This window comes from Tardiphaga sp., from assembly GCF_028290495.1.
In the GTDB taxonomy this organism is placed as follows: Bacteria; Pseudomonadota; Alphaproteobacteria; order Rhizobiales; family Xanthobacteraceae; genus Tardiphaga.
In genome coordinates this window covers 1-3,012 of sequence record NZ_JAQGJT010000200.1, presented here as the reverse complement: position 1 = coordinate 3,012, position 3,012 = coordinate 1, and the positions used below count along the sequence as shown (strand labels likewise).

Below are 3,012 nucleotides of genomic sequence, written 5' to 3'. Positions count from 1 at the left end.
AACAAGGGTGTGATTGCACGCATCCTGCCGGAAGAGGATATGCCGTATCTGCCTGATGGAACACCAGTAGAGATTGTCTTGAATCCGCTTGGCGTTCCTTCGCGAATGAACGTCGGACAGATCCTTGAAACCCACCTTGGGTGGGCGGCTCGAGTTCTCGGTATGCACTTCGCGACACCCGTTTTCGACGGTGCAAGCGAGAAGGAGATCAAGGTTCGTCTTCGCGAAGCAAGTGACAGACTTGCTGAGCTTGGCTTGCCTGAAATCGTCAACGACTCTGGAAAGACTGTGCTGTATGACGGTCTTACGGGCGATCCGTTCGAACAGAAAGTAACAGTTGGTTTCATTTACATGCTGAAACTTTCTCACCTGGTTGACGATAAGATCCACGCTCGCTCGATTGGACCATACAGCCTGATTACGCAGCAGCCCCTCGGCGGCAAGGCGCAATTCGGTGGACAGCGTTTTGGAGAAATGGAAGTTTGGGCGCTGGAAGCATACGGCGCGGCGCACATTCTTCAGGAACTCCTTACCGCAAAGTCGGATGACGTGGCAGGACGTTCGAAGATCTACGAGGCAATCGTTAAGGGTGAAGCCGACTTCGATCCGGGATTGCCTGAATCGTTCAACGTACTTGTCCGCGAACTCCAGTCGCTTTGCCTTGATGTTGAGTTGATCAGCAGAAACGGGGCGTCTGAGAAGGGTGATGGCACTGGCGAGGCTATTCTCGTCGGCGTCGGTGGCGAGGCTTAGAAGGCAGTAGACGGAAATACCAGGGGCCCTGGCCGAACCATGCTGAGGGCCCTGACCTGACTACTGGAAACTGACTACTGACTAAAGCGGAGAGATTAAGGAGTTTCGATTCCAACAAGAAAAAACGCAACTAGCGCCTGATTTTGAGGCGATTCGTATTAGCTTGGCTTCTCCGGAGAAGATTCGCCAGTGGTCCCACGGCGAAGTGACCAAGCCGGAGACTATTAATTACAGGACCTTTAAGCCGGAGCGCGACGGCCTTTTCTGCGCGCGAATTTTTGGACCTGTTGCTGACTGGGAATGTCTCTGCGGAAAATACAAGCGAATGAAACACCGCGGTGTCGTTTGCGACAAGTGCGGTGTTGAAGTTACGCAGGCAAAGGTGCGACGTGAACGGCTCGGGCATATCGATTTGGCCAGCCCGTGTTCACACGTCTGGTTCTTTAAAGGTTTGCCTTCGCGTATCGGCCACCTTCTGGACATTCCTCTGCGCGAACTGGAGAAAGTGCTCTATTTCGAGTCCTATATCGTCATCGACCCGGGCGATGCGCCGGTCAAAGAGAAAGAACTCCTGAGCGATGAACGGTATCGCGAACTCGTTCGTGATTACCCCGGACAATTCGTGGCCCGGATGGGTGCGGAAGCAATCAAGGAACTCTTGACGATGGTCAACATCGAAGAGCTTTCTGTTGAGCTTCGCATCAAGATGAAGGAAGAGACTTCACAGCAGAAAAAGCTGAAGTACTCCAAGCGGCTGAAGGTAACGACCTCGTTCCTTAAGTCCGGCAACAGACCCGAGTGGATGATTCTCGACGTTATCCCCGTGATTCCGCCCGAGCTTCGCCCGCTTGTGCCACTTGATGGCGGACGTTTCGCCACTTCGGATCTCAACGATCTGTACAGGCGTGTAATCAATCGCAACAACCGCTTGAAAAAGCTGATGGAGCTGCGTGCTCCTGAAGTCATCGTGCGCAACGAAAAGCGCATGCTGCAGGAAGCTGTCGATGCGTTGTTCGATAACGGCCGCCACGGCCGTGCCGTTACGGGCGCTGGCAATCGTCCGCTCAAGTCGCTCTCTGACATGCTCAAGGGCAAGGGTGGCCGCTTCCGGCAAAACCTGCTCGGCAAGCGCGTCGATTACTCGGGCCGTTCCGTCATTGTGGTTGGGCCGGAACTGAAACTGCATCAGTGCGGGCTGCCGAAGAAGATGGCGCTCGAGCTGTTTAAGCCGTTCATCTATTCCAAGCTGGAAAAGTACGGCCACGCCACCACCATCAAAGCCGCCAAGCGGATGGTGGAAAAAGAACGGCCCGAGGTGTGGGACATCCTCGAAGAGGTGATCCGCGAGCATCCCGTCATGCTGAACCGCGCGCCGACGCTGCATCGTCTGGGCATCCAGGCGTTCGAGCCGGTGCTGATCGAAGGCAAGGCGATCCAGCTGCATCCGCTGGTCTGCGCCGCGTTCAACGCCGACTTCGACGGCGACCAGATGGCCGTGCACGTTCCGCTGTCGCTTGAAGCGCAGCTCGAAGCGCGCGTGCTGATGATGTCGACCAACAACATCCTGCATCCCGCGAACGGTCAGCCGATCATCGTGCCGTCGCAGGACATCGTGCTCGGTCTGTACTACCTCTCGGTGATGCGTGACGGTCTGCCCGGTCAGGGCAAGCTGTACAAGGAAATGGCGGAGATCGAGCATGCGATCCATGCCAAGGTCATCCACCTGCACACCAAGATCAAGTATCGCTGGGCGGGTCTCGACGAGACCGGCAAGGAAGTCACCCGCTGGTACGAAACCACGGCTGGCCGCGCCATGCTCGGTCAGGTGCTGCCGAAGTCGGTGAAGATGCCTTTCGACGTCATCAACAAGCTGATGACCAAGAAGGAAATCTCCGGCGTCATCGATCAGGTCTATCGTCACTGCGGTCAGAAAGAGACCGTGATCTTCTGCGATCGCATCATGGCGCTCGGCTTCTACAACGCCTTCAAGGCGGGCATCTCGTTCGGCAAGGACGACATGGTCGTGCCGGCGTCGAAGTGGAAGATCGTGGACTCCACGCGTGCCCTCGCGAAGGACTTCGAACAGCAGTACAACGACGGTCTGATCACCCACGGTGAGAAGTACAACAAGGTCGTCGATGCCTGGTCGAAGGCCGGTGAAGAAGTCGCCAAGGAGATGATGAAGGAGATTTCCTCCGTCAAGAAGGACTCCAAGGGCGTCGAGCAGCAGATCAACTCGATCTACATGATGTCGCACTC

Annotated in this window: 1 protein-coding gene and 1 pseudogene; both read left to right on the top strand. The window is 56.0% G+C overall.

Annotation, left to right across the window (positions count from 1 at the left end):
- Positions 1-753: pseudogene (locus JWQ24_RS27940) on the top strand (DNA-directed RNA polymerase subunit beta); the annotation flags it as partial.
- Positions 754-847: 94 nt separating this feature from the next.
- Positions 848-3,012 (top strand): DNA-directed RNA polymerase subunit beta' (gene rpoC, locus JWQ24_RS27935; RefSeq protein WP_299815686.1); only part of this gene is annotated, 2,165 nt, incomplete at its 3' end.